Raw genomic sequence first — 25,196 nt, 5'->3', positions numbered from 1 at the left:
AATATTTTATGCTATAATGGAAGCAATCAAAATTATGGAGGTTCGGAAATGGCAGAAGCAGGGCATAAATTTTTAGCAAAATTAGGAAAGAAACATCTTCGTCCCGGTGGTAAGCTGGCAACCGACTGGCTGATTGAGCAGGGACAGTTTTCCAGCGATAAGAAAGTTCTAGAGGTTGCCTGCAATATGGGGACTACAACAATCGAGCTGGCTAAAACATATGGCTGCCAGATTACTGCAGTTGATTTGGATAAGGCTGCGTTGGCTCAGGCTAAGCTTAATGGAGACAAGGCTGGTGTTAGTGAACTCGTCACATTTGAACTCGCAAATGCCATGAAGCTACCTTATGAGGACAATTCTTTTGATATTGTTATCAATGAAGCCATGCTGACCATGCAGACGGATAAGGGGAAGGCCAAATGTATGGATGAGTACTACCGGGTGCTGAAGCCAGGCGGAGTGCTCCTCACACATGACGTCATGCTCAAGCAAAAAGATGAGAATGTCCGAGAAGAGCTATCTCGTGCGATTAACGTCAATGTTGGTCCGCTGACAGAAGGCTCTTGGATTCAGCTGGCGCGTTCTCACGCTTTTGACCGTGTGGACACCTTTGTCGGCGAAATGACCTTGATGAGCCTTCGAGGGATGATATATGACGAAGGACTGGGCGGCACACTGAAAATCTGCTTTAATGCCCTCAAGAAAGAAAATTACGGCCAATTTATGAAGATGTTTAAGATGTTCCAAAAGAATCAAGAAAAACTGGGCTTTATTGCCATGGTTTCTCGCAAATAATACTATCTACTTTGGAAAATTTAAAGTGATTAAAAAAATTTCATAAAAAGCTTGACTCTGCCCTAAGGTCAGGGCTTATACTATAAGGGCAAGGAGGTTTTTTATGTATCATATCAAAGAAGCTGCGCAGCTTTCGGGTGTCTCTGTCAAAACCCTGCATCACTATGACAAAATTGGTCTTTTGGTTCCTCAAAAATCAGAAAATGGCTACCGAACGTATAGTCAAGCTGATCTAGAGCGGCTACAGGTCATCCTTTACTATAAGTATCTGGGCTTTTCTTTGGAGAAAATAGCAGAGCTGCTGAGTCAGGACGATCAGGCCTTATTGCCGCATCTGGTGAGGCAGTTAGAGTATTTGCAGCAGGAAAGAGACCGCTTGGATACCTTGATTTCTACCTTGCGAAAAACCATCCAAGAGGAAAAAGGAGAAAGAAAGATGACAATGAAAGAAAAATTCGCAGGTTTTGCCTACGAAGACAATCAAAAATACCACCAAAAAGCTGTCGAAGAATACGGTCAAGAAGTCATGTCGGAAGCACTGACTCGTCAAAATGGACGGGAAGAAGAATCTGCCGCAGCCTTCAATCAAGTTTTTCAAAGTCTGGCAGAAAATATGCAGCAAGACTTGCCAGTTGAGGCAGCAGAAAATCAAGAACAGGCAGCTCAACTCTTGCAAGCCATCCGTACTTATGGTTTTGACTGCTCTATAGAAGTATTCGGTCATATCGGTAAAGGCTATGTCTATAACCCAGAGTTTAAGAAAAATATCGACAAATTTGGTCCAGGCACAGCTCAGTACACATCAGATGTCATTGCAGCTTACGTTCGGACAAATGCAGAATAAAAACTGGTGAGAATATTCTGCACTGCACCCCAAAAGTTAGTTAACTTTTGGGGTGCAGTGCAGTTCCTCGACCAGTTTTTTTCAATTGCTTTAAAATATTTTCCCTATCACTCATAATGCAAGCTCCCTGCCACCCAGCCGGTACAGAGGGCAGATGTGATGTTGAAACCGCCCGTGTGGGCATTGATGTCTAAAACTTCGCCAGCAAAGTGGAGTCCGGGAACCAGTTTGCTTTCCAGAGTTTTAGGATTGATCTCCTTGAGGCAGACGCCTCCTTTTGTAACAAAGGACTTGGCAAGAGACATTTTGCCAGTGACAGGGATTTCGAGTGCTTTGATAGACTGGACGAGCTGGTCGCGTTCTTTCTCAGTTAGTTGTTTGACTTTTTCAGGATATCCTTGAACAAAAAATTCTGCCAAGCGTTCTGGTAACAAGGTTTTTAAAGCATTTTTTAAAGATTTTTCCCGATGTTCTTCTAGAAATGCCACCAAGTCGCTCTCAGAAAGTTGTGGCAAGACATCCAAAGAAAGGACTTCCCCGCCCTTGACAAAACTAGACATACGCAGGGCAGCAGGACCTGACAAACCAAAGTGGGTAAAGAGCAGATCATGAGTGATAACATGCTTGCCATAACTTAAAGTCACATCGTCCAGCGAAATCCCCTGAAGCGCTTTGTGAGGGAAGTCAGTTAGAAGAGGACTTTCAGCTGCTTCCAAGTCAGTCACAGTGTGCTTGAAGTGTCGGGCAATATCGTGACCGAAGCCTGTCGAGCCAGTTGAAGGGTAGGACTTGCCACCAGTTGTGACAATCAGTTTCTGGCAGGTCCAAGCCTGGTCGCTGGATCTGACAGTGAAAAGCTCATCAGTTTTTTTGACGGAGACGACTTCAGTATTGGTGATGACAGTGCCACCCAGCTCTGCAATTTTCTTTTCCAAAGCTTCGATAATGGTGCGGGATTTGTCTGTCGCTGGGAAAACACGACCGTGATCTTCGACCTTGAGTTTGACACCATTCTCGGTAAAAAAGTTAATGATATCATGGTTGTTAAACTGGGAAAAGACGCTGTAAAGAAAGCGTCCGTTACCGGGAATGCCAGCCATGAGGTCATCTAGGTTTCCGTTATTGGTCACATTGCAGCGGCCACCACCCGTTCCGGCTAGTTTCTTGCCCAGTCGTTTATTTTTCTCAAGGAGCAGGGTCTTCTGTCCGTAGAAAGAACTGGAAATGGCAGCCATCATACCAGCCGGTCCTCCGCCGATGATGATTGTATCGAAATGGTTCATATATCTTTTCCTTTCGTGAAATAGGAATTTTATGTGATAGCTAATCTTGTGCAAGATGATTTGCCCTTTAAGCTATACAGTGGACATGCTCTGGTCAGCTTTTCTGTCAGTCCTTTAGCTAGCATCTTGGTAGAAAATTAATCGGATTTTAGGCTCATTTTTAAGGAAGATCTTTTCCAGAGGCCCAATAGATTTCGTACCATTCTTTTCTAGTCAGTTTAATATCTGCTGCCTTGGCTGATTCGATGATGCGGCTAGTCTTGGTCGTGCCGATGACCGCCTGCATGTGGGCTGGATAGCGTAGTACCCAAGCAATAGCCACTGCGGATGGTGATATTTGGTATTTGTCGGCCAGTCGGTTCAGGACGGCATTGAGTTTGGCGTATTTATCCGAACCGACAAAAACGCCTTCGAAATAGCCGTGCTGGAGGACAGACCAGGCCTGAATCACGACGTCGTTCAGGTGGCAGTATTCAAAGATACTACCGTCGCGCATATTTGCGTCTGTGCCCTCCATGTTGACGTGAAAGCCGGATTCAAAGGCAGGTGAAAAAGCTGCACTCAGTTGGAGCTGATTTGCCACCAAAGGCTGCTTGACCTCTTTTTTGAGTAGCTCCATCATCATGGGATTCTGGTTGGATACTCCAAAATCAAGGACCTTTCCTTGAAATTTGAGCAGATCGAAAGCTTCAGCGATTTCACTGGGCTCCATCAGGGCATCTGGTCGATGCAAGAGCAGAGAATCCAGATGATCCACGCCCAAGCGCTGTAAAATACCGTTTGTTGCCTCTAGGATATGGTCTTTGGAAAAGTCAAAGTAGGTGAATTCTTCTATGCGGATCCCCACTTTGGACTGAATCCACATCTTAGCTCGCAGGTCAGGTCGATTTTTGAGCACTTGTCCCAGAATTTCTTCGCACTTGCCTCCACCGTAGATATCGGCTAAGTCAAAAGCATTGATTCCGACTGACAAGGCTGTTTCGACCAGTTCTTCCACCTCTTTGGGTGTCATTTGGGCAATTCGCATCAGTCCTATAATAATCTGGGAAATTTCTCGTTTACTTTCTCCAAACTCAAGATATTTCATAAACTCTTCTCCTCGTGTCATCTTACTCCCAGTATAAGCTAAACCTGCTCCAAAGTCAAAAACGACCGGCTAGATCGAGCCTTGGAGTAAATATGTAGAAAATCCTCGTTTTGGCTAATGAAATTTGGCTGACTTTGTCGGAAAAGTAGAAGATTTGACAAAAACTTGGCTTCCTGATAGAATAAGAATGTCTTAAAGACAAATAACTTCTTCTTGGTTGCAGGAATTGCCAAGCCTGTCACTCGGATGAAGCGTAAAGAAAAGGAGCTTATCATGGCAATCTCAAAAGAGAAAAAAAATGAAATCATTGCACAATATGCACGTCACGAAGGTGATACAGGTTCAGTAGAGGTTCAAGTTGCTGTCCTTACTTGGGAAATCAACCACCTTAACGAACACATCAAACAACACAAAAAAGACCACGCTACTTACCGTGGATTGATGAAGAAAATCGGTCGCCGTCGTAACTTGCTTGCATACTTGCGTAAAAACGACGTTAACCGTTACCGTGAGTTGATCAACTCTCTTGGACTTCGTCGTTAATCTTGCGTCTAAAACGTTTCTATACTTCGTTGACTTCGTCTTGATGTACCATTAGTACAATCTTCGCCTCGTCGCCTTGTCTAGAAACATTTTATCCAGCAAGAATAAAGCTCTCTGATCTCAGAGGGCTTTTTTGTTTTCACTAGGATTTTAGCCCGAGCTCAAATTAGCTCTCTGACTTTATAGGTTTTTCGTTATCCTTACTTTGTCTTCTATCAGTACAATTTTTAGCTCTTCTTGAATTTTTAAGAAAATCTTGCTAGACTGTAGCTACTAAGATAAAAACACAGTTCTGGTTGGTAGTCCAGACGCAAAAAATCTATTTTTTGTCAGTAACCTTCCTCCTTGGTTGTCCATTCTTAGGGATTTTTAAAGGAGGTGCTGTCATGGACACGATTTCAATGACGCTGACAGTTTATTTTGAAGAGGGATTTTGGCACGGTCTTTTCGAGCAGGAACATGCTCAATCTTATAGAGTTTGCCGAGTCACCTTTGGTGCAGAGCCAAGTACGCAGGAATTGCTGGATTTTCTAAACCGTTATTATCATAGGTTGCAGTTTAGTCCTAGCATCAGGGTGAAGGAGAAGACTAAGTCGCTCAGTCCTAAACGCCTGCAGAGACAGACTAAAAAAGAGCAGATGGCTTCACTTTCTTCAAAGTCTCAGGAAGCGCTGAAGCTGCAATTTGAAGAGCAAAAACAAATCGCTCGAATCAAGCACAAGCAACAAAAAGAACTGGCTCAGCAAAGGAAATTCGAACTCAAACAGCAAAAACGATTGGAAAAGCACAAGGGGCATTGAACCTGGTTTTTCTGATTGCTATGAAAAGTCTTCTGTCGGGAGGCTTTTTTGTTTCTTAAACAAATTTTTCTTGTCTCGAAACTATACCAATTTTTTGTTGACAAATGTCAAATTGCTGTGTATAATGTTTTCGTCTCTTAATAAAAAGATAAATAAGACTATACCAATTTTTAATAAAGGAGGAAATAGCTTTTTGCCAGTAAAAGGCTAGAAATAAATCTATGTGTGGAATCGTCGGAGTTGTGGGAAACCGCAATGCAACAGATATTTTGATGCAAGGACTTGAAAAGTTAGAATACCGAGGCTATGATTCGGCTGGAATTTTTGTGACAACAGGAGAAAAATCCAGTCTGGTCAAGTCTGTAGGTCGGATTGCAGATCTTCGTGCCAAGATTGGCATGGATGTAGCGGGTTCAACAGGTATTGGGCATACGCGCTGGGCAACCCACGGAAAACCAAGTGAGAATAACGCCCATCCTCACACTTCTCAGACAGGCCGTTTTGTTTTGGTTCACAACGGTGTGATTGAAAATTACCTGGATATCAAAAATAACTATCTTGCTGGCCATGATTTTAAAGGGCAGACAGATACAGAAATTACAGTTCATTTGATTGGGAAATTCGTGGAAGAAGACGGACTCTCTGTTCTTGACGCCTTCCGAAAGGCCCTTCACATTATCGAAGGTTCCTACGCTTTTGCCTTGGTAGATGCCCAAGATCCTTCTACGATCTACGTTGCCAAAAACAAATCTCCGCTTTTGATCGGCTTGGGGGACGGCTACAACATGGTCTGCTCCGATGCCATGGCTATGATTCGTGAGACCAGCGAATACATGGAAATCCATGATAAAGAGCTGGTTATCGTGACGGCTAATAGCGTAGAAGTGCAAGACTACGAAGGCAATGTTCTTGAACGTGGTAGTTATACTGCTGAACTGGACTTGTCCGATATCGGCAAAGGCACTTATCCTTACTACATGCTGAAGGAAATTGACGAGCAGCCGACCGTGATGCGGAAGCTGATCAGCACCTATGTGGATGAAAATAATAAGATGCTGATTGATCCAGCCATCATCAACACAGTCCAAGAAGCGGATCGCATTTATATCATTGCTGCTGGAACTTCTTATCATGCGGGTTATGCTTCTAAACGAATGCTGGAAGAACTGACGGATACGCCAGTTGAACTGGGAATTTCTTCTGAATGGGGCTATGCTATGCCACTTCTGAGCAAGAAACCACTTTTCATCTTTATCAGCCAATCTGGTGAGACAGCTGATAGCCGCCAAGTCTTGGTCAAGGCTAATGAGCTGGGCATTCCTAGTCTGACAGTGACCAATGTGCCAGGCTCAACCTTGTCTCGTGAAGCCAAGCATACCCTGCTTCTCCATGCTGGACCAGAAATCGCTGTGGCTTCAACCAAAGCCTACACTGCACAAATCGCTGCCCTAGCTTTCTTGGCTAAGGCGGTTGGTGATGCCAATGGCAACGAAAAAGCCAAGAAGTTTGATTTGGTTCATGAGCTGTCTATCGTGGCTCAGTCTATCGAGTCTACCCTTTCTGAGAAAGAATTGATCGAAAGCAAGGTTCGTGACTTGTTGGCGGAAACTCGCAGCGCCTTTTATATCGGTCGTGGTCAGGACTATTATGTGGCAATGGAAGCCAGCCTTAAGCTTAAGGAGATTTCCTACATTCAGTGTGAAGGCTTTGCGGCAGGAGAGCTCAAGCATGGTACTATTTCTCTGATTGAAGAGGGAACACCTGTTTTAGCTCTGCTTTCAGACGAAGTCTTGGCTAGCCATACTCGCGGCAATGTTTCTGAAGTTGTGGCGCGCGGAGCCAAGGTGTTGACCATTGCGGAGGAAAATGTGGCTAAGGATGGAGACGATATTGTCCTGAGCCAAGTTCACCCTTACCTGTCACCAATCTCTATGGTGGTTCCAACTCAATTGATTGCTTACTTTGCAACACTCCACCGTGGTCTTGATGTGGACAAACCACGTAACCTCGCTAAATCTGTAACGGTAGAATAAGCGTCTTAATGAATCTCGATAAGAATACTAAGCCTCAGATTTTTCTGGGGCTTTTGGTATGGTATTTGGTGATGGTGCTCTTTGGAAGTCTATTTCTATCATGACAAAACCATGTTATTTTATGCAGATGGACAATGGAGTGAGCATCATTTTTGCATATATCACTAATTAGCGATAAAATGCTTTTATCTTAAATATCAGGAGGACAAAAACATGGTGGAATTAGGTATTTCTACTTTTGGAGAGACAACGCCACTGGAGGGTACAGGGCAGACCTATACTCATGACGAACGGATTCGGCAGCTGGTAGCAGAGATTGAGCTGGCAGACAAGGTAGGGCTGGACGTGTATGGTATTGGAGAGCATCACCGAGAGGACTTTGCCGTCTCTGCGCCGGAGATTGTGCTGGCGGCTGGTGCGGTCAAGACAGAAAAGATTCGCTTGACCAGTGCTGTCAGTGTCCTGTCGAGCTTGGATCCTATCCGAGTCTACCAGCAGTATGCGACGATTGATGCATTGTCAAATGGCAGAGCAGAGGTCATGGCTGGCCGTGGATCTTTTATCGAGTCCTTTCCGCTCTTTGGCTATGACTTGAAGGATTATGAAGAGCTTTTTGATGAAAAGCTGGATCTGCTCCTCTATGCCAGTGCTGAGACTCGGCTAAATTGGAAGGGCAAGCTGACGCAGACTATTGATAATCGAGAAGTCTACCCACGGGCGGTGCAAGAAACATTGCCAGTTTGGGTAGCGACGGGGGGCAATGTCGAGTCCACCATTAAGGTCGCCCAGAAAGGCCTGCCAATTGCGTATGCCATTATCGGTGGACAGCCTAAGCGCTTCAAGCCCCTGCTGGATGCGTATCGCCGAATTGGGCAGGAAAGTGGGCACTCAGATGAAAAGTTGAAAATCGCTGCCCACTCTTGGGGCTGGGTCATGGAGGACAATGAGGAGGCGGTCCGGACTTACTTCCATCCGACCAAGCAGGTAGTGGACGCTATCTCCAAGGACCGCCCTCACTGGCGGGAGATGACCTATGAGCAATACCTAGATCAGGTAGGACCAGAGGGAGCCATGTTTGTCGGCAGTCCTGAAAAGGTCGCTCAGAAATTGATCAAGATGATAGAGGAGCTGGGACTGGACCGCTTCATGCTGCATCTACCGCTGGGATCGCTTCCGCATGAGCAGGTCCTCCAGTCTATCGAACTCTTTGGCACCAAGGTTGCACCGCTTGTGCGGGAGTATTTTGCAGCTAAGGGTAAGTAAGATCGAAGTAGAGGTCTTTTGATAAAGATTGCCTATCTCTCCCATAGAAAATATATATCTTGTCTTTCTAAAAATAGTAAGAAAAACAGGTTTTTCATCGAAAGCTGAAAAACCTTGGTAAAGCTAGCTCGAGCTAGCTTTTTTAATATACTCTTATAAATATTTTTAATCGGGCTGATAGGAAATATATATTTGGAAAGCTCACTTTTCAGTGATATGATAATAGCAATCAAATTGAAAAGGAGCAAGATATGTCTAAAAGAGAGTTGGTTTTAAAAGCCTTTAAGGGGGAAAAAGTTGACCGAGTGCCAGTTGGTTTCTGGCATCATTTTACCAGCGAGGATGAGTGGCTGGCTGGTTTTGGCAATCAGACTATTATTGATAAAAATTTGGCAGGCCATCAAGCATTTCTATCAGAAGTCAAGCCAGACTTTGTCAAACTGATGAGCGATGGTTATTTTGCCTATCCGAATGAGCGCTTGAAAAAAGTTCAATCTATCAAGGACTTGGCAGATATCGAGCCTTTAGGCGCTGACCATCCTTGGATCAGTGAGCAGGTGGAGCTGGTTCAAAAGATTAGGGCTGGCTTCACAGAGGATTTGGTTGCTATTTACAATATTTTTGCGCCGGTGACCTACTTCAAATGGTTGGTTGGCAAGGTTGCTGGAGGAGATGACATCATTGCAGACTTTCTAGCAGAGGATGCGGAAGTGACAAAGCGGGTGCTGGATGTGATTGCTCAAGATATTGAGGCTCTGACAGAACGCATTATCAAGGAAGCTGGTGCAGATGGAATTTACCTCAGCGTTCAGAGCATTCAGGATGCGAGAGTGTCGGCCGAAGATTACAAGGCTTACATTGCTCCTAGTGAATTAGCGGTGCTGGAAGCAGCCAATGCAGCTGGCGGAGTAAATATTCTGCATATTTGTGGCTACGAAGGCGCGCGAAATGACGTTCATCTTTTCACAGATTATCCAGCTCAGGTCATCAACTGGGCAGTGGGACCAGAAGGTATCAGTTTGGCAGAAGGTCGCAAATTATTTGGCGGTCGCACTGTTCTCGGTGGTTTTGAAAATGGCAAGACTGGTTTGCTCTACACAGGTAGCCAAGAAGCTATTCAAAATGAGACTAAGCGCTTGATAGCAGAGGCTGGCAAGGATGCTTTGATTATCGGGGCTGACTGCACCATCCCAAGCGATATTGATCCGGAGCGGATTGAGTGGGTTCGCCAAGCAGCGAGTTTAGCATAAAAAGGAGACAAAAGAATGAGTAAGAAAAAATGGATTATCGGTGGAGTAGCTGTGATTGCTATTGTTGCCGGAACTTATTTGGGACGGACCTTGACGGGAGCTTCATCCAGCAAGGCGAGCAGTGCGGCATCAGGCAGTGACAAGGTCACGACTTTAAAAGTAGCTCATACTCAAAACTACGTTCCTTACGACTTTTTGGACGAAAAAGGCAAGTCAGATGGCTATGAGGTGGCTGTACTCAAGGCTATTGATGAAAAATTGCCAGATTATCAGTTCGAATATACTGGCACCAGTGACGAAGATCTTTTGATTGGTTTGGAATCTGGGAAATATGATATCGGAACCAAGGGAGCTTGGTACACTGAAGAGCGGGCGAAGAAGTTCATCATTCCAGAAAGTCCTATCGGAGCTAGTATCATCGGCTTCACCATTCGAAAAGCAGATGCAAATAAATTTAAAAATATTGATGATTTTGCCAAAGAAAAAGGGAAATTGGTGCCGATTTCACCACAGAATGCTCAATGGACGGTGATTGAAGAGTACAACAAAAAGCACAGTGCTAGTCCAATTGAGTTGACCGCAGCAGAGTCTTTTCAGATAGCGGATGCCTATGCTTGGGTCTTGGAAGGACGCTATGATGCCTTCTTTGATATTAAATTGTCCTTTGAAAAAGCTGTCACAGACAAGGCAGGTTCCTATCATCAGTATGCGGACCAGTTGAGTTGGTTCCCTTATAAGGGTATCCCTACCTATCCACTCATTCATAAAGATAAAAAGAATGAGGAGTTTGCCAAAGCCTATGAAAAGGCTATTAAAGAGCTAGAAAAAGATGGGACACTCTCTAAATTATCGGAAAAATACTTTGGTGAAGATGTCTTTTCTTATGTAGATAAAGACTAAAAGATGGAGAAAGGAGACCGTATGGTCGCTTATGATTTGTCCCGTGTTTTTGTCCTACTGCCTGGTTTGTTACAGGCCTTGCCAACTACTTTATGGATTATGTTCGTGACGGTTTTGATTGGCTCCTTGCTAGGTGGTCTGTTGGCCTGGGCTCAAGTTGCGGAGGAGCCGACTTTTGCTGGTCTGGCTAGAGGATATATATTTATCCTTAGGTGTACACCGCCTATTGTCTTGCTCTTCTTGGTCTTCTATGGCATTCCAGAGTTTTTAAAATGGTGGTTGGGACTGGATATCAACAATTGGTCACGGACCGTATTTGTCATTATTACCATGATTCTGCTCTTTGCGGCCATGATTGCAGAAGTCTTCAAGGCGGCCTATCTGGCTGTTCCCAAGGGACAGACTGAGGCAGGTCTTAGTATTGGTTTGACACCCTTGCAGACATTTCTGCGGATCATTCTGCCACAAGCTTTTCGTATTGCCCTGCCCAATTTGACTACCGCCTTTCTTAATCTCATGCGGGATGCTGCGCTGGCCTATACGATTGGGGCAGTTGATGTCATGGGAGCGGGACAAAATCTCATCAGCCGGAATCTGGGCAATTATTCCCTCGAAACCTATACAGCGGTGGCCTTGATTTACTGGGGGATTGCTCTAGTGGTTTCGCTGGCTTCCCAGCTTCTGGAAAAAAGTCTGACAGTCAAGGAGAGGTAAAGCATGGATTTGAATTATATTGTAAATACCTTTCTGGTAACGTTGAAAGGCATACCGGTAACCCTGATCATTATGGTGGTAGCTATTCTGCTCAGCTTTATTCCGGCTCTGCTCTTGGCTCTAGGTCAGATTTATAAAGTACGTGGCGTTCGAACTTTTTCGGTTGTTTATCTAGCCTTCATTCGGGCGACTCCGCCCATTTTACTTATCCTCTTTTTCTACAGTCTATTTCCTAGCTTACTGAATCAATTTTTCAAAAGTCTAGGCAGTCAGGTAGATGTCTTTAAGTTCAATCCGCTTTACTATGCTTTCATCATCTATAGCTTGATGACAACAGGGAGTTTATCGGAAATCTTGCGCTCTGCTATTTTGACAGTGGATAAAGGACAGTTAGAAGCAGCTCAGGCGATTGGTTTAACGAATTTTCAAGCCTATCGGAGGATTGTTTTTCCTCAGGCTCTACGCTCTGCTCTGCCCAATCTGGCCAATCTGGTTATCAATTTGGTTAAGGGGACCTCACTGGTGTTTGTTATGACAGTGAAAGATATCACAGCTCTGGCTAAGGTCGAAGCCTCCCATTCTTACCAGTATTCAGAGTCTTACTTGGTGATTTTTGTTATTTATCTCATTATTTGTGGCTTGATTCAGTGGATTTTTAGGGGCTTGGAAAAGCGCTACGCTCTTACTTAGGAAGGAAAGATTATGTTAGAAGTAAAACATATCTCCAAACGATTTGGAGAGCACCAGGTGCTGGCAGATGTCAGTCTCAGGGTCAATCAAGGCGACGTTGTGGTAATTCTTGGTCCTTCAGGCTCTGGGAAAACAACATTTCTGCGCTGTCTGAATCACTTAGAAAAAGCGGATGGCGGCCAGCTGACTTTGGCTGGTAAGGACTATGATTTAGCTAAACTTAGCAAAAAGGAAATTTTGGAAATTCGCAGAAAGACAGCCTTTGTCTTCCAACATTATAATCTCTTTGCCAATAAAACAGCCCTTGAAAATATCTTAGAAGGCTTAGTGGTAGCTCGTAAGATACCGCGAGAAGAAGCGCTTGAGATTGCGGAAGATGCCTTGAAGCGCGTGGGCCTCTTGGCCTACAAGGACTATTATCCTTCGCAGCTATCAGGCGGCCAGCAGCAGCGGATTGGGATTGCCCGCGCCATTGCTGTTAAGCCAGACGTTATCCTGCTGGATGAGCCAACTTCGGCTCTAGATCCGGAACTGGTCGGCGAAGTGCTCAGCGTCATGAAACAGCTGGCTCAGGAGGGAGTGACCATGGTCGTTGTGACCCACGAGATGAGCTTTGCCCGTGATGTGGCCAACCATGTCATCTTTATGGATGGAGGTCATATCATCGAAGAAAATCCTCCACAGGAGTTCTTCTCTAGCCCGAAGGAAGAGCGGACCAAGCAGTTTCTATCCCGCATTTTGTCGGATGCCAGCTATAGTGTAGAATATATGATTTAACTTGTATCAAAATAGAGAAGCTTTCTCCATATTTCTATGTGGAGAAAGTTTTTTGGTTTTTAAAAAATTATGTAATTTTTTTATTAAAACCTATTGACAAGGGATAAAAAAGGATGTATAATTACAACTGTAAACAAAAAGTTTACACAGAATTTATTCAGAAGATGAGGATATAGCCAATAGGCGATTATTTTTGGGAGGATTAAAAATTATGTAACATCATATTCTTCTGAAATAGATCCAACTCATCCATAAAGTAAGAGACTGAAGGAGTCTTAATTTTTGGAAATAGAATAAGTTATGTAAAATAATAGATAGGAGAAGATCTCCGATATGAACATAAATGTATAGTAAGTAAGAAAGAGATTTCTTATCTGAAACTCTGGTAAAATCAAAAATTATGTAAAGCAAAATATGAAAAAAGCGAGGTAATGCTATGAACAACAATTACAACAATTTTAACAGTATGGACGACCTTTTCAACCAACTCATGGGGCGCATGGGTGGCTACAACAGCGAACATCGACGCTACTTGATCAATGGTAGAGAGGTCACACCGGAAGAGTTTGCTCAGTACCGAGCTACTGGCAAGCTCCCTGGTCAGGTGGTTGGCGAACAGGATGTGCAAGCTGGAGCGCATGGGCCTAAGCAAGATGGCATTCTGGCTAAGCTAGGTCGCAATTTGACTCAAGAAGCGCGTGATGGTAAGTTAGATCCGGTCATTGGACGCAATAAGGAAATCCAAGAAACAGCTGAAATTCTTTCTCGCCGGACTAAGAATAATCCAGTTCTGGTCGGTGATGCCGGAGTCGGTAAGACAGCTGTCGTAGAAGGCTTGGCTCAGGCTATCGTTAATGGCGATGTGCCAGCGGCTATCAAGAACAAGGAAATTATTTCTGTTGATATTTCCGGTCTGGAAGCTGGTACCCAATATCGTGGTAGCTTTGAAGAAAATATCCAAAACTTAGTCAATGAAGTCAAGGAAGCCGGCAATGTTATCCTCTTCTTTGATGAAATCCATCAAATCCTAGGAGCAGGAAGCACGGGAGGAGACAGCGGTTCTAAGGGCTTGGCGGATATTCTCAAACCAGCGCTTTCTCGTGGAGAGTTGACCGTCATTGGGGCAACTACACAGGATGAGTACCGCAATACTATCCTTAAAAATGCAGCTTTGGCTCGCCGTTTCAATGAAGTAAAAGTTAATGCGCCGTCTGCCGAAGATACCTATCAGATCCTTCGAGGCATTCGGGACTTGTACGAAAAGCACCATAATGTCATCCTGCCGGATGAAGTATTGAAAGCGGCTGTGGACTACTCAGTTCAGTATATTCCACAACGGAGCCTGCCAGACAAGGCGATTGACCTGGTCGATGTGACTGCTGCCCACTTGGCAGCCCAACATCCAGTGACTGATGTTCATGCAGTTGAGCATGAGATTGCTGAGCAGAAGGCTAAGCAGGAAACAGCTGTTGAAAAAGAAGATTATGAAGCAGCTTTGAATGCTAAGACCCGCATCGAAGAGCTGGAAAAGAAAATTCAAAACCACACCGAGGATATGAAGGTAACGGCGACAGTCAATGATGTGGCAGAATCTGTTGAACGGATGACGGGTGTGCCCGTATCTCAAATGGGCGCAAGCGACATTGAGCGCCTCAAGGGCATGAATGATCGTCTTAAAGCCAAGGTGATTGGCCAAGACAAGGCTGTAGAAGCTGTGGCTCGTGCTATCCGCCGTAATCGTGCAGGCTTTGACGAAGGCAATCGTCCGATCGGAAGCTTCCTATTCGTTGGTCCGACAGGGGTTGGTAAGACTGAGTTGGCTAAGCAACTGGCTCTGGATATGTTCGGTACCAAGGATGCTATCATCCGTCTGGATATGTCAGAATACTCCGACCGGACTGCGGTTTCCAAGCTGATTGGTACGACTGCTGGTTATGTCGGCTATGATGATAACAACAATACTCTGACAGAGCGCGTGCGCCGCAATCCTTACTCTATCATTCTCTTGGATGAGATTGAAAAGGCGGATCCACAAGTGATTACCCTTCTCCTTCAAGTTCTGGATGACGGTCGCTTGACAGATGGTCAAGGCAACACAGTCAACTTTAAGAACACGGTTATCATTGCAACTTCCAACGCTGGATTTGGCTATGAAGCTGGCTTGGAAGAGGATGCAGAAAAGCCTGAGCTGATGGATCGACTCAAAGCTTATTTCCGCCCAGAGTTCCTTAATCGTTTCAATGCGGTGATCGAGTTCTCTCATCTCAAGAAAGAAGACCTGATGGAAATTGTGAATCTCATGCTGGTTGAAGTAAATCAAACCTTGAGCAAGAAGGAAATTGATTTGGCTGTATCTGATGCAGCTAAGGAATTCCTGCGCGACGCTGGATATGATCAAGTCATGGGTGTTCGTCCGCTCCGCCGGGTCATCGAGCAGCAAATCCGTGACAAGGTGACTGACTTCCACTTGGATAATCTAGATGCTAAGCACTTGACTGCAGATATGGAAGATGGAACCTTGGTGATTCGTGAAAAATCAGCAGAATAACTACCTATAACTTTCAAAATCCCGTAAAACGAACAGATATCTAGTCTGTTCGTTTTTTTTATTAATCATGTTCAGATAAAAAAACCTCCAATCAGCTGACTGGAGATTTCCTTACTTTCTTCGATATTGACTGGGTGTCATTTGATAGTATTTTTTAAATTGCCGATTAAAATTAGAAAGGTTATTAAAACCAGACTGGCTTGAGATTTCCAGAACTGACAGAGTGGAGTGCTGGAGGAGCTCAGCAGCCTTGCGCAGGCGGAATTGAATCAGATATTCAATGCAAGAAACACCCAGATGTTTTTTGAAGAAATTCATGAAGTGCGTCGGGCTGTAGCCGCAGATGCCAGACAGCTGATCAATAGAGAGTTCTTCCTGATAATGCTCATTGATATAGTCGATGATAGACCGAATTTTCTCTTCCTTGCGGTAGCCCTCGGCAGATAGCTCCTTAGAAACGATATAGTCGTTCTCAAAGAGTAAGTAGAAGAGCTGATTGAGCTGGGCCTTGAGCTGAAATTCATAGTATTTCTTTTGGCAATAACCCGTTTCCATAGTAGCTAGCAGGCATTGACGAATTTCCTCATAGGCTTGATCAGTCGGCTTGATGACATGGACAAAGTCCAGTTGGCCATTATAGAGAGGTTGTAGGTAGTGGATACTAGCATGGTCCATGGCTGAATAGCCCATTAAATCCAAGTGAAAGTTAATGGCATCCATGTAGTGGCGCTGCTGCTCAATCGGATGAATGGAGTGGAGGGCATTGGGACGAATCAGGACAATATCGCCCTTGTGACTGTTAAAATAATGATCGTCGATATGAAATTGGGCACTTCCTTCGTGGACGTAAATGATTTCAACATCTGTGTGCCAGTGGAAAAGGATGTCAGGCTGGCCGTTTTCCGTAATGGTCCGCGTCAGAGAATAGGGGGTCCCTTGATTCTTATATTCAGTAGTTTTGTGCAATTGGCCCAAATCCATCATAACGTCCTCCTTCGTAGAATACTATCATTTTTTAAAGTAATTAGATTGGAAAATGTGTTTGTCAACTATTATAATATAATTAAAAAGAAAATGAAAGTAGGAAAATAAAGAGAAGAAAATTTTCTGAAAGTCTAGTTTAGGCTGGCAGCGTGGGCGAATCATTTAAGAATTTTTAGCTACCATCCAGCTCCTTATAGAATAATAAAAGTGTGGAATCCATGGCTCTTTCGAGCTCATGTTGCTTCCACACTTTTATTGGGTGGCTTTATCTAGCGGCCTTTTGTTCTTTATGTTTGTGAAGGATAAAGGAGTTTGAAAAACTCAGGCTTGCTAGTACAAAAAGAAGAAGGGTTGTTGCTGGATAGCTAAGGGAGATATGATTGGTTTTAATGATAAAGAGAAGGGCAAAGGCAAGAATGGCAAAGAAGATGCTAAGACTCCAAGTCATTCGGCGACTGAATAAATGCTGCTCAAAGAGCAGAGGAATGAGGAGACAGCCTAGAAGAAGGCTCGTTGGGAAAACGACATACTCTGCGGAAAAAATTGTCAAGATACTCAGAGTGACAAACAGGCAGCTAAGTACATGATGGGTATAGTTGAGCCAATTTATTTTCATTGGAAAACCTCCTTTTGATGATGATTATTTGGATACGGTTGATGGTGTAAACACCACACTTTCACACCTTTATTATAAGTCTTTAAAAGTAAAAAGCAAGCGATTACAATCGTATTTACTTAGCCTGTCAATCTTTTTCATTACTCTGAATTATCAGATATTTTCAAGTTTTCTGGTACTTCTTTTTCTTTCAAAAAATAGATTTTTTCGGTATAATAGTCAAAGATAGTCAATGTTAGAGAAGACTTGAATGCTTATTTTTAGATATAACAGATAGAAAGGTATATCATGGGCATCAAAAATACCTCGGATAGTATAGAAGAATATATCAAAACAATTTTAGCGCAGGCGGGTATGGTCGAGCTGAAGCGCAGTGAGTTAGCCGATGTTTTTCAGGTGGTTCCAAGTCAGATCAATTATGTGATTAAGACACGCTTTACGGAGAGTCGGGGTTATATCGTGGAGAGCAAGCGCGGTGGCGGTGGCTATATCAGGATTGGTAAGATTGAATTTTCCGATCGGCACCAGATGCTGTCTGATTTGTTGACCAATGTCGGTGAGTCGCTCAGCCAGCCGGTTTTTTCAGATATCTTGCAGCTGCTCTTTGATGAAAAAATTATCAGTCAGCGTGAGGGGGATCTGCTCATAGCGAGTGCCAGCGATGCTGTCTTAGGGACAGAGGCTCCGAGGACTCGAGCCAGAATGTTACGGAAAATTTTGCAGCAATTAGATAGAAAAGGAAATTAAGAATATGAACTATTCAAAAGCTTTAGTAGAAAGCTTAGAAGCGGCTCAGCTTTTAGCTGGTCATTTTGCTACTGATTATTTAGAATCGTGGCAGGTGCTGATGGCTCTGGCTAATAATCCCTACAGCGTGGCAGGCTCGGCTCTAAATGAATTCCCTATTGGAGTGGATAAACTGGAAGAAGCAGCCTTTGACATTACTGGAAAAGAGTATCAAAAACAAGGCGGTTTTGACTTATTGCCTTTCTCTCACCGTTTGGAGGAGCTCTTTACTCAAGCAGGGCAGATTGCGGAAGCCGTCCACGCTAAAAGCCTAGGAACAGAGCACCTGCTCCTAGCCATGCTATTTGATCGTGGGACCTTGGCAGCCCGTGTGTTAGAAGCTGCAGGCTTCGGCTATGATGATAAAAGTTCAGTCCCTCGATTTAGTGATTTGCGAAAGGTTTTAGAGCAGCGTGCTGGCTGGGGCAGAGAGGAAATTAAGTCGATCCGCTCGCTAAATAAAAACACGGCCTCTGCTAAACAAACCATGGCGAATATGATGGGCATGCCTCCTTCAACTAGCGGCGGTCTGGAAGACTATACTCGGGATTTGACAGAATTGGCTCGGGCTGGTCGTCTGGAACCAGTTATCGGTCGGGACGAGGAAATTTCTCGGATGCTTCAGATTCTTAGTCGCAAGACCAAGAATAATCCCGTTTTAGTCGGTGATGCGGGGGTCGGTAAAACGGCTCTGGCACTAGGCTTGGCTCAACGCGTGGCAGCTGGTCAAGTTCCAGCAGAACTTGCCAAGATGCGCGTCTTGGAACTAGACTTGATGAATGTTGTCGCTGGGACTCGTTTCCGCGGAGACTTTGAAGAACGGATGAACAACATCATCAATGACATCGAAGAAGACGGTCATGTTATCCTTTTTATCGATGAGCTGCATACCATCATGGGCTCTGGCAGCGGGATTGATTCGACCTTGGATGCGGCCAATATCCTGAAACCGGCTCTGGCTCGGGGAACCTTGCGGACAGTTGGAGCTACGACGCAGGAAGAGTATCAGAAACATATCGAAAAAGATGCGGCTCTTTCTCGGCGTTTTGCCAAGGTCACTATTGAAGAGCCTACTGTGGCCGACAGCATTGCTATTCTGCAGGGTTTGAGAAAGAGTTATGAGGATCACCACAAGGTGCAGATTAGTGATCAGGCCATTGAAACAGCGGTCAAGTATGCTCATCGCTATCTGACCAGCAAGCATTTGCCAGACTCTGCCATTGACCTTTTGGATGAAGCTAGTGCAACGGTGCAGAATAAAGGACCGCAGGATTATAAACAGTCGGATTTGACGCCTGTGGATCAGGCTTTGATGGCTGGAAAACTGAAAAAAGTTAGCCAGCTATTGGCAAAAGAGCAGGAGTCAACTGTTTACAAGCTGAAGGTGGAAGCAGGGGATATCCTAGAGACTCTCAGTCGCTTGTCTGGTATTCCTGTGCAGAAATTAACTCAGACAGATGCCAAAAAATATCTCAACTTGGAAAAAGAACTGCACAAGCGGGTTATCGGACAGGATGCAGCAGTTTCGGCTGTCAGCCGAGCTATTCGTCGCAATCAATCGGGCATTCGCACTGGTAAACGCCCAATTGGTTCCTTTATGTTCCTAGGGCCAACGGGTGTCGGGAAGACAGAGTTGGCTAAGGCCTTGGCAGAAGTTCTCTTTGATGATGAATCAGCCCTGATTCGCTTCGACATGAGTGAATATATGGAGAAATTCGCAGCCAGTCGTCTCAATGGGGCGCCTCCGGGCTATGTAGGCTATGAAGAAGGCGGCGAGTTGACGGAGAAGGTTCGCAACCGTCCATATTCAGTTCTTCTCTTTGACGAGGTAGAAAAGGCTCATCCAGATATTTTCAATGTCCTCTTGCAGGTCTTGGATGATGGTCAGCTGACCGATAGCAAGGGCCGCAAGGTGGACTTCTCCAATACCATCATTATCATGACCAGCAATCTGGGGGCAACGGCCCTGCGGGATGATAAGACGGTTGGTTTTGGGGCGCGTGATATCCGCTTTGATCAGGCCAATATGGAAAAACGAATTCTGGAAGAATTGAAAAAGACCTACCGGCCTGAATTTATCAATCGAATTGATGAAAAGGTGGTCTTCCAAAGTCTGTCTGCTGAGGATATGCAGGAAGTGGTCAAGATTATGGTGCAACCGTTGATTAGGAGTCTGGCAGAGCAAGGCATCGTGCTTAAATTCCAAGCTAGTGCTCTGAAACTACTGGCTCAGGAAGGCTACGATCCAGAAATGGGGGCGCGGCCGCTGCGCCGTACCCTGCAGACGCAGGTGGAAGACAAGCTATCTGAGTTGCTCCTGACTGGAGATTTAGCAGCTGGTCAAACGCTCAAAGTTGGTGTCAAAGGTGGCCAACTCAAATTTGAAATGGCTTAGGGAGGATGTGTGCAATGGAAATTCGTGTGATGACAGAAAAGGATTATGTCTCTGTTTACCAGCTGTGGGTCTCTTACCCTGACATGGTACTCGATAGTCTAGATAACTCTGAAGAAGAGATCGTCCGTTTTTTGAAGCGCAATCCTGGAACCTGTCTAGTTGCCTTAGAGGATGAGAGCTTTATCGGCACTATTTTGATCGGAACGGATGGCTACCGAGCTTATATCTATCATGTGGCTGTCCATCCATATTTTCGCAGAAAAGGAGTAGGAAAGGCTCTGGTCGAACAGGCCTTGTCAGCAGTGAAAAAGCTTGGCATCCATAAAGTATCATTAGTCGGTTTTGAAAAAAATCAACAGGCCAACCTCTTTTGGGAAAAGATGGGATTTTCAGCTAGAAATGATCGACTCTACCAAAATCAGGAACGGGCGGAGATGATTCGGCAGGATACATAAAAAGCTGATTCACTTGGCATTCTTGCTAGGCTAATCAGAACCGTGTTATCCTACTGAAGAATATCGTTTAGAAAGGCAGAAACTGTGTCTCTTCGTTATCTTGCTCGAATAGCTCTTCTGGCGGCTGTCTGCGTCGTGCTTCGCTATGCTTTTGCTGGTCTGCCCAATATCAAGCCGATTACAGCGCTGTATTTTCTCTTGGTGGATTTTGAGGACTTGAAGGGCTCTCTTCTAGTCATGTCTATCAGTATCTTTGTATCTTCTTTCCTCTTTGGAATGGGACCATGGGTTCTTTTCCAGATCTTATCCTTTACGGTGGTTATTTGCCTATGGTACCTACTGTATCGGCGACTAGGCTTGTTTGGCCAGAGTATGTTGGCCTTGCTTTTAGCCTTTAGCTATGGTCTTGTGATTGATGGTATCACAGCCTTGCTGTATCAAATGCCTTGGTGGACCTATGTGGCAGCGGGAGCAGGCTTCAATCTAGCTCATGCCTGCTCAACCATGCTCTTCTATCCTATTTTGTATTTTATTTTAAGGAGACTTTATCATGAAAAAAATCTTTAGCTTACTTACGCTTGCCTTTGCTCTCTTCTTAGTGGGTTGTAGCAATAGCCAAACAAAAACTGATACTAGCTCTAGTTCGGCTGCTTCTTCTGTCAAAAAGGAACTGAAAATCAGCATCAGTATTGCACCAGAAGGTCAGGAGAAGAGCGAGAAAACGGTGGCTGTTGAAGAAGGAAAGACAGCGATGGACGCTTTGAAGAAGGCCCACAAGGTCGAAGAAAAAGAAGGTTTTATCACTTCTATTGACGGTCATGCTCAAGATGAAGCAAAGGGCCTCTACTGGATGTTTAAGGTCAATGGAGAAATGGCTCCTAAGGCAGCCAATCAAATCACTGTCAAGGATGGAGACAAGCTGGAATTCTACCAAGAAGTCTATCAGCAATAAATCTTGTAGAAAAAGAATCTGATGCTAAGACATTAGATTCTTTTTTTTGTCTTTGAAGCAGTTTTAAAGTGTCTGAAAAATATTTTTATAAATTTTTATAAAAAACTATTGACAAAAGAAAAATATAGTTTATAATAAAATCATAGAAAGAATAAATTATAAAAAATAATAAAAAGGTGAAATTATGAAAAAACAAATTGCAATCGTCTTTGGAACCTTTGCTCCCTTGCATCAGGGGCATATCGATTTGATTCAGAAGGCGAAGCGTTCTTACGACAAGGTGCGCGTGGTGGTTTCAGGCTATCAGGGAGACCGTGGCGAGGAAGTAGGCCTATCTCTGCAGAAGCGATTCCGTTATACGCGTGAGACATTCGCCGATGATGAATTGACTCAGGTTTACAAACTGGATGAAACTTCCTTTCCCCGCTATCCTCTAGGTTGGGATAAGTGGCTGTCGTCTTTATTAGAGTTGGTGGGCTATGATACAGAAGGCGAGGAACTGATTTTCTTTGTTGGTGAGGCTGACTATCAGGCGGAGTTAGAAAAGCGTGGCTTCAAAACTTCTTTTGAGGAGCGGCAGTTTGGGATTTCAGCTACGATGATTCGGGAGAATCCTAGTCGTTATTGGAAATATATCGCCCAACCTTTCCGCCGTCACTTTACCAAGAAAGTGCTGATTATGGGTAGCGCTAGTAATGGTAAAACGACCTTGGCTAAGGATTTGGCTCGCTTTTATGATGCTCCGGTTAGTCTGGAATATGCTCGAGAATACCAGATTCAAAATAACGTGAGAGACGATGAGTTGACCCCTAAAGACTACTATTATCTGCTCTTGGGGCAGTATGCTCAGACTTCCCGCTTGATTGACAGTAGCGCCAACCGTGGTCTGGTCGTGGCTGATACAAATTCGCTAGTAACCAAGGCCTACTATGATTATTATCTGAAAGAATGTCCAGTTCAGGACGAAGAAACAGATACCTTTGACAATCTCTTTGCCAGTATTTTGTCCAAGGAAAAATGGGATTTGATTCTCTTTGCTGAGCCGGTCGGAGCCTATGTCAACGATGGCTTTCGCGATATGAGTATGGCAGACGAGGCTATTCGCAGTGATTTTTCTAGCTATTTGAAAAAGCTGAAAGAGGAGTGTTTAGCTCATATTCCGACGGTCTATCTGGCTGGCAGTTATTTGGACAATTATCAGGCGGCTAAAGAAGCGATCGACATGATTTATCAAGCAGATTAAAAAAGAAAGTGGTAAAATAGAATGGTAGTAAAAAATCAAAACCTCTCACCTGCAGCTCTCTCCGCAGGACTAAAACAAAAATCTCAAACCTTTGCTCGGAATTTCCAGAATGTCTGTGCAGCAGCAAAAGAACAGGGCTTTAGCGGTATTGCTAAATTGCTCTGGCAGGATTTATTTGGCGGGCGTAGCTTGTCTCAATGGCTCTACTTGATCGCTCTTTCCAGTCTGCCTTTCATTCTGGAGTTTACCAGTGGGCAGGAGCAGCATGACTGGTTGGGACTCTTTGCTTCCTGGACAGGCATCGTCTGCGTCATCCTAGTAGCTGAGGGTCGGGCCAGCAATTACCTCTTTGGAGCTGTTAATTCGGCAATTTATCTCATCTTGTCCTTTCAAGCTAGCTTTTATGGAGAAGTGCTGACTACGGTTTACTTCTTTATCATGCAGCCAATCGGTCTCTACACTTGGTTGTCCAACCGAGTCAATGAACAAGATAAGACAGAGCCTTCTCATTTTGAAGCTAAGAAGTTAGACTGGCGTGGCTGGCTTAAATATTTGGCCTTGACTGCTCTGATTTGGATTGGTATGGGCTTTGCCTATAAGAGTATTCACAGTCACCGGCCTTTCCGTGATAGCGTGACAGATGCGACCAATGGCATCGGCCAGCTTCTCATGACGGGTCTCTACCGCGAGCAGTGGATTTTCTGGATTGCAACCAATCTCTTCAGTATCTATCTCTGGTGGGGTAGCAACCTTCATATCCAGGCCATGTACTGGGTCTATACCCTCAATAGTATCGTTGGCTGGTATCAGTGGACCAAGGCAGTGAAGAAAGCTTAGACTAAGATTTGAGATTTTTTGATAGAAAAATAGCTTAGGAAAGGAAGAAAAATTCATGACCAAACAGGATATCCCAGCGGGAATGTCGGAAAAAGAGTACTATGAAACCATGGCGGATGAGTCCGCCTTTTTGGCATGGTACAAGACACAGGATTTGCCCAAGTATGAGACACCCAGCGTAACAGCAGACATGGTGGCCTACTGCTTCGTAGAAGGCCAGTTGAAACTCTTGGTCATCAAGCGCAAGGCCCACCCCTATCAGAATAAATATGCCTTGGTTGGAGGCTTTGTGGACAAAAATGAGGATGCCTATCAAGCCTGCATTCGCGAGGTCAAGGAAGAAGTGGACCTCGAGATACCGCTGGAAAAGGTGGAGCAGCTGCTGACAGTCTCCACTCCAGGACGCGATCCGCGTGGTTGGGTCATTACCATTGCCCATTTGGTTTATCTGCCGGCGATTGCTATCAACCAAGTCAAGGCTGGTGATGATGCTAAGGAAGTCACCTTCCTTAATGTGGACTTTAAGACAAGGAGTTTTAGAGATGGCGAGCGGCTTCTAACAGCAGAGGACTTTGCCTTTGACCACTACCAAATCCTGCTGGAGTCTATCAAGCGGATTCAGGGGCGACTGGACTGGAATCCAACTTTTCTCCATCTGCTGGAATCACCGTTTACTGTCTATGAAGGGACTGAGTTGGTCAATCTCATCACGCCTAGACGCCCCATCGTCAGCAATAATTTTCTCGTAAAATTTGGAGAATACTTGGAGGAGGCTGGCGTTAAGCGCGTGCCAAAGAAGAAGCCGAGAAAAGTTTATAAACTGAAGACAGAAAAATCGGATTAAAAGAAAATTGATGATATAGTTTACTTGCAGGACAAAATGTTCTGCTTTTTTTATTTTTATTACGAATATAAAAGTAGCTACATATCTGCTGAAGAAGAGAGGAGGCCTAAGTTCTGGATGTTATTTGCTTCAAAAATTTTTGAAAAATTCCATTTATCTAGTTGACATACTTTATTACGAGTGTTACAATAATATTACAAAAAGATTTCCGAATGTTACGAAGGAGAAGAAAAAATGAAAACTAAGACTTATACAAAATTGATGGCTGCTACTGTTCTAGCTTCTAGCTTGCTTTTAGGGGCTTGTGGTCACAAAGAAGAAACCAAGCCTAGTGCAAGTTCTAGCAAGACGGTTCTAGCTTCTTCTAGCTCTAAAGTTGCCTCATCTAGTAAGGCTAGCAGCGCTCCAAAAGCCAGCAGCAATGCTTCTTCAAATAAAACAGTAGGGCAAGCAGAACAAGTACAGAAAGCTGTGGAATCTGTTCAACCTTCACAAAACCAAACACAACAAGGGGTGGATCAGCAAGTTCAATCTCAACAAAATACACAGGCTCAACC

24 protein-coding genes and 1 pseudogene are annotated in these 25,196 nt (G+C 44.4%); 21 read left to right on the top strand and 4 right to left on the bottom strand.

Translation table 11 applies throughout. The features are described 5' to 3' along the window. Positions 1 to 48: 48 nt before the first annotated feature. Positions 49 to 795 carry a class I SAM-dependent methyltransferase gene (locus A0765_RS05225; RefSeq protein WP_062005083.1) on the top strand — a complete coding sequence of 249 codons (747 nt, stop codon included), beginning with the start codon at positions 49 to 51 and terminating at the stop codon, positions 793 to 795. A 103-nt stretch (positions 796 to 898) separates the two neighbouring features. Next, on the top strand, positions 899 to 1,639 hold the full coding sequence (locus A0765_RS05220) for a MerR family transcriptional regulator (RefSeq protein ID WP_062005082.1): 741 nt from the start codon (positions 899 to 901) through the stop codon (positions 1,637 to 1,639). Positions 1,640 to 1,746: 107 nt separating this feature from the next. Here the strand turns inward: A0765_RS05220 and aao are convergent, their stop codons facing one another. Together aao and A0765_RS05210 are read right to left on the bottom strand one after the other, a co-directional pair. Then, positions 1,747 to 2,922, bottom strand: coding sequence for an aminoacetone oxidase (gene aao, locus A0765_RS05215; protein WP_062005080.1), 1,176 nt, complete (start codon positions 2,920 to 2,922; stop codon positions 1,747 to 1,749). A gap of 160 nt (positions 2,923 to 3,082) precedes the next feature. Further along, positions 3,083 to 4,009 carry an aldo/keto reductase gene (locus A0765_RS05210; protein WP_062005078.1) on the bottom strand — a complete coding sequence of 309 codons (927 nt, stop codon included), beginning with the start codon at positions 4,007 to 4,009 and terminating at the stop codon, positions 3,083 to 3,085. Between the two features lie 273 nt (positions 4,010 to 4,282). Here A0765_RS05210 and rpsO point away from each other — a divergent pair, with 273 nt between their 5' ends. From rpsO to A0765_RS05155, 10 genes are all read left to right on the top strand, one after another. Continuing rightward, positions 4,283 to 4,552: a 30S ribosomal protein S15 gene (rpsO, locus tag A0765_RS05200; protein ID WP_001018251.1), complete on the top strand. Its 270-nt coding sequence runs from the start codon at positions 4,283 to 4,285 to the stop codon at positions 4,550 to 4,552. A 386-nt stretch (positions 4,553 to 4,938) separates the two neighbouring features. Then, complete coding sequence (locus A0765_RS05195; protein ID WP_062005074.1) at positions 4,939 to 5,352, top strand: YjdF family protein; 414 nt, start codon at positions 4,939 to 4,941, stop codon at positions 5,350 to 5,352. A 221-nt stretch (positions 5,353 to 5,573) separates the two neighbouring features. Beyond that, complete coding sequence (glmS, locus tag A0765_RS05190; RefSeq protein WP_062005072.1) at positions 5,574 to 7,385, top strand: glutamine--fructose-6-phosphate transaminase (isomerizing); 1,812 nt, start codon at positions 5,574 to 5,576, stop codon at positions 7,383 to 7,385. Positions 7,386 to 7,598: 213 nt separating this feature from the next. After that, entirely contained in the window at positions 7,599 to 8,648 is a 1,050-nt protein-coding gene (locus tag A0765_RS05185) for an LLM class flavin-dependent oxidoreductase (protein ID WP_062005071.1), read from the top strand. Positions 8,649 to 8,899: 251 nt separating this feature from the next. Next, a complete protein-coding gene (locus A0765_RS05180; RefSeq protein ID WP_062005069.1) occupies positions 8,900 to 9,898 on the top strand; it encodes a uroporphyrinogen decarboxylase family protein in 999 nt (332 codons plus the stop codon). A gap of 15 nt (positions 9,899 to 9,913) precedes the next feature. After that, positions 9,914 to 10,798, top strand: a complete 885-nt coding sequence (locus tag A0765_RS05175) for a transporter substrate-binding domain-containing protein (protein ID WP_062005067.1) — start codon at positions 9,914 to 9,916, stop codon at positions 10,796 to 10,798. Between the two features lie 21 nt (positions 10,799 to 10,819). After that, positions 10,820 to 11,512: an amino acid ABC transporter permease gene (locus tag A0765_RS05170; RefSeq protein ID WP_062005065.1), complete on the top strand. Its 693-nt coding sequence runs from the start codon at positions 10,820 to 10,822 to the stop codon at positions 11,510 to 11,512. Positions 11,513 to 11,515: 3 nt separating this feature from the next. Further along, entirely contained in the window at positions 11,516 to 12,202 is a 687-nt protein-coding gene (locus A0765_RS05165; RefSeq protein WP_062005063.1) for an amino acid ABC transporter permease, read from the top strand. A 12-nt stretch (positions 12,203 to 12,214) separates the two neighbouring features. Then, positions 12,215 to 12,979 (top strand): amino acid ABC transporter ATP-binding protein, encoded by a 765-nt coding sequence (locus tag A0765_RS05160; RefSeq protein ID WP_062005061.1) that lies wholly within the window; start codon positions 12,215 to 12,217, stop codon positions 12,977 to 12,979. Between the two features lie 436 nt (positions 12,980 to 13,415). Next, positions 13,416 to 15,527, top strand: coding sequence for an ATP-dependent Clp protease ATP-binding subunit (locus tag A0765_RS05155; protein ID WP_062005060.1), 2,112 nt, complete (start codon positions 13,416 to 13,418; stop codon positions 15,525 to 15,527). Between the two features lie 111 nt (positions 15,528 to 15,638). Here the strand turns inward: A0765_RS05155 and A0765_RS05150 are convergent, their stop codons facing one another. Beyond that, positions 15,639 to 16,511: an AraC family transcriptional regulator gene (locus tag A0765_RS05150; RefSeq protein WP_142323174.1), complete on the bottom strand. Its 873-nt coding sequence runs from the start codon at positions 16,509 to 16,511 to the stop codon at positions 15,639 to 15,641. A 265-nt stretch (positions 16,512 to 16,776) separates the two neighbouring features. Next, the gene (locus A0765_RS05145) at positions 16,777 to 17,127 is read right to left on the bottom strand and encodes a hypothetical protein (RefSeq protein ID WP_062005058.1); all 351 of its coding nucleotides are present in this window, start codon (positions 17,125 to 17,127) and stop codon (positions 16,777 to 16,779) included. 288 nt (positions 17,128 to 17,415) lie between these two features. On the opposite strand from A0765_RS05145, the gene A0765_RS05140 reads away from it, so the two are divergent. From A0765_RS05140 to A0765_RS05100, 9 genes and pseudogenes are all read left to right on the top strand, one after another. After that, positions 17,416 to 17,874 carry a CtsR family transcriptional regulator gene (locus A0765_RS05140; RefSeq protein ID WP_062005056.1) on the top strand — a complete coding sequence of 153 codons (459 nt, stop codon included), beginning with the start codon at positions 17,416 to 17,418 and terminating at the stop codon, positions 17,872 to 17,874. A gap of 4 nt (positions 17,875 to 17,878) precedes the next feature. Beyond that, on the top strand, positions 17,879 to 20,308 hold the full coding sequence (locus A0765_RS05135) for an ATP-dependent Clp protease ATP-binding subunit (protein ID WP_062005055.1): 2,430 nt from the start codon (positions 17,879 to 17,881) through the stop codon (positions 20,306 to 20,308). Between the two features lie 14 nt (positions 20,309 to 20,322). Further along, positions 20,323 to 20,763 carry a GNAT family N-acetyltransferase gene (locus A0765_RS05130; RefSeq protein WP_062005053.1) on the top strand — a complete coding sequence of 147 codons (441 nt, stop codon included), beginning with the start codon at positions 20,323 to 20,325 and terminating at the stop codon, positions 20,761 to 20,763. An 84-nt stretch (positions 20,764 to 20,847) separates the two neighbouring features. Further along, entirely contained in the window at positions 20,848 to 21,330 is a 483-nt protein-coding gene (locus A0765_RS05125; RefSeq protein ID WP_048765315.1) for a hypothetical protein, read from the top strand. After that, on the top strand, positions 21,314 to 21,715 hold the full coding sequence (locus A0765_RS05120) for a DUF4430 domain-containing protein (protein ID WP_048765313.1): 402 nt from the start codon (positions 21,314 to 21,316) through the stop codon (positions 21,713 to 21,715). The genes A0765_RS05125 and A0765_RS05120 overlap by 17 nt, the downstream gene beginning before the upstream one ends. A gap of 184 nt (positions 21,716 to 21,899) precedes the next feature. Then, positions 21,900 to 22,958 (top strand): AAA family ATPase, encoded by a 1,059-nt coding sequence (locus A0765_RS05115; protein ID WP_062005051.1) that lies wholly within the window; start codon positions 21,900 to 21,902, stop codon positions 22,956 to 22,958. A 21-nt stretch (positions 22,959 to 22,979) separates the two neighbouring features. Further along, the gene (gene pnuC / locus A0765_RS05110) at positions 22,980 to 23,795 is read left to right on the top strand and encodes a nicotinamide riboside transporter PnuC (protein WP_062005049.1); all 816 of its coding nucleotides are present in this window, start codon (positions 22,980 to 22,982) and stop codon (positions 23,793 to 23,795) included. Positions 23,796 to 23,850: 55 nt separating this feature from the next. Next, positions 23,851 to 24,639, top strand: a complete 789-nt coding sequence (locus A0765_RS05105; protein WP_062005047.1) for an NUDIX domain-containing protein — start codon at positions 23,851 to 23,853, stop codon at positions 24,637 to 24,639. A gap of 234 nt (positions 24,640 to 24,873) precedes the next feature. Next, positions 24,874 to 25,196 (top strand): annotated as a pseudogene (locus A0765_RS05100) (hypothetical protein); the annotation flags it as partial.

The organism is Streptococcus cristatus, assembly GCF_001588905.1.
In the GTDB taxonomy this organism is placed as follows: domain Bacteria; phylum Bacillota; class Bacilli; order Lactobacillales; family Streptococcaceae; genus Streptococcus; species Streptococcus cristatus_N.
Note: the sequence above shows the minus strand (reverse complement) of the source record. Positions and strands in the feature narration are given on the sequence as shown.